Annotated in this window: 1 protein-coding gene and 1 pseudogene; both read right to left on the bottom strand. The window is 69.1% G+C overall.

The annotated features are described in order from the left end of the window. Nucleotides 1–156 precede the first annotated feature (156 nt). Nucleotides 157–1,581 (bottom strand): amino acid permease, encoded by a 1,425-nt coding sequence (locus tag ACFW2E_RS24055; protein ID WP_384469141.1) that lies wholly within the window; start codon nt 1,579–1,581, stop codon nt 157–159. 358 nt (nt 1,582–1,939) lie between these two features. Beyond that, nucleotides 1,940–2,434, bottom strand: a pseudogene (locus ACFW2E_RS24060) (DUF2017 domain-containing protein); the annotation flags it as partial. Between the last annotated feature and the right edge of the window lie 106 nt (nt 2,435–2,540).

A 2,540-nucleotide genomic window follows, 5' to 3' on the forward strand; every position in this document is an offset into this window, starting at 1 on the left:
GGGGCGGGGTGTTTGCTACCGTCGCCGTCACTCAAACCCCGGGCGCGCCCCCCCCCCCGCGGGGGCTCCGGCCCGGGCCTGTGCCCGGCCCGCCCGCGGCGGGGCCCGCGGGGGGAACCACGATAACACCCGTCGGCCGGACGTCCTGTGTGGTGGTCAGCCCACCTTCTCCAGCACCGGCTCGCGGCGCTCGGTGACCTGCGGGTTGCGGGCCTTGAGGACCGCCCAGCCGACGCCGAGGGCGGCGGCCCAGCCGGCCATCACGTACAGGCAGACCCGGGAGTCGGCGTCGTACGCGATCAGACCGGTGACGAAGAGCAGGAACACGATGGCGATCCAGCTGCACACCGCGCCGCCCGGCGCCGGGAAGGCGGAGGCGGGCAGCCGGCCCGCGACGACCGCGCGGCGGTAGAGGACGTGGCTGATCAGGATCATCAGCCAGGTCCAGATGCCGGCCGCGGTGGCGACGGAGGTGACGTAGCCGAAGGCCTTCTCCGGGACGAGGTAGTTCAGGACCACGCCGATGCCCATGAACAGGACCGAGACGGTGATGCCGAAGGCGGGCGTCTTGGTGGACGACAGCCTGCTGAAGCGCTTGGGCGCCTCACCGCTGTCGGCCAGGGTGCGCAGCATGCGGCCGGTGGAGTACATGCCGGAGTTGCAGGACGACAGGGCGGCGGTGAGTACGACGAAGTTGACGATGCCCGCGCCCGCCGGGATGCCGATCTTGGCGAAGGCGAGGACGAAGGGGCTCGCTTCCGGCGTGAACTCGGTCCACTTCACCACGCACAGGATGACCGTGAGGGCACCGACGTAGAAGAGGGCGATGCGCCAGGGCAGGGTGTTGATCGCCTTGGGGAGGGTCTTCTCCGGGTCCTCGGACTCGCCGGCCGTGACGCCGACCAGCTCGACCGCGAGGTAGGCGAACATGACGCCCTGGAGGGTCATCAGGGACGAGCCGACACCCTTGGGGAAGAAGCCGTCGAAGGCCCAGAGGTTGGAGACCGCGGCGGTGTCACCGGCGGAGCTGAAGCCGAAGGTCAGGACGCCCAGGCCGATCACGATCATGCCGATGAGGGCGGTGACCTTGACCATGGAGAACCAGAACTCCAGCTCGCCGAAGAGCTTCACGGAGATCAGGTTGACCCCGAAGAGGATCACCAGGAAGACCAGGGCCGTCACCCACTGCGGGATGTGCGGGAACCAGTAGTGGACGTAGATCGCGGCGGCCGTCAGCTCGGCCATGCCCGTCACGACCCACATCAGCCAGTACGTCCAGCCGGTGAAGTAGCCGAAGAACGGGCCGAGGAATTCCCGCGAGTACTCCGCGAAGGAGCCCGAGACCGGACGGTAGAGCAGCAGCTCGCCGAGCGCCCGCATGATGAAGAAGACGACCGCGCCCGCGAGGGCGTACATCAGGATGAGGCTGGGGCCGGCCTTGGTGATGTTCGCGCCGGCTTTCAGGAAGAGGCCGACTCCGATCGCGCCGCCGATCGCGATCATCTGCACCTGGCGGCTGCCGAGTCCGCGCTCGTACCCCTCTTCAGGGGTCTTCTCCGTGTCGACCTGAGCGGAGGTCATGTGTCGTGTGCGCCTTTCTCCATGCCGACCCGGGCCTCTCGTCGGCCTCGGATCGGGTTTCGATCCCCCCGGATTGATGGAGCTGGGCCGGCCTCGCGGGCCTGCCCGTGCCTGGCCGGCGGTCGCCGGCTCGGTGGCGCACCCGGCTGAACATGGGTGGTGTTCGCCGGGCGGTCGTGAAGATTTATCACGGCCGCAACATTGATCATCCGGTCCCACTGTGGCGCACGGCACAGGAAGAACCGGACAAAAGACACGCTCAAGGGGTAAACCAGGCCGCAACGGTGACTCGATCGTTATCCGGATTTGAGCGTCCTCTGAGCGAACACGAAAACCGGATGAATCGGGGCATGCCGGACTACGGCATCAGGGTGGAGACCAGAGTCTCCTGAAGCCCGCCCAGCCACAGGTACGCCATCACCATCGGCTTGCGCGGGTCCTCGTCCGGGAGCCGGTAGAGCAGATCGGTGTCGTCCTCGTCGGTGATCTCCAGCCGGGAGCCGATCGCCAGGCGCAGGTCGTTGAGCGCGCCCAGCCACTGCCGGGACTCCTCGGGGGAGATCTTGAGGACGGCCCCCTCCTCGCCCACCGGGGACAGCGCGTCCAGCGAGCCGATCACCGCCAGGGCGTTCTCCCGCTTGCCGGCCCGCAGGTCGTTCTCGGTGTAGCGGCGGAACTCGGCGGAGTGGGCCTGCTGCTCCTCGGCCTCCTTCGGCGAGTCCGGGAACCGCTCCGGGTCGCAGTAGGCGTCCGGGAAGAGGCGGCGCAGCACCGGATCGGCGGGCGGCTCGCTCGGCCCCTCGGCGAACAGCTCGGCGAGCGGGTCGTCGGGGGCGTCCCCGGCGGGGCCGGGGCGGGGCGTGGTGCTGAGGGTTCCGCGGCGGCGCCTCGCCCCGGCCAACGCCGCGCATAGACACACAGACACCCACGATAACCCCCAGCCACACAGCGAGACTCGC

It is taken from the genome of Streptomyces sp. NPDC058964 (assembly GCF_042741275.1).
In the GTDB taxonomy this organism is placed as follows: Bacteria; Actinomycetota; Actinomycetes; order Streptomycetales; family Streptomycetaceae; genus Streptomyces.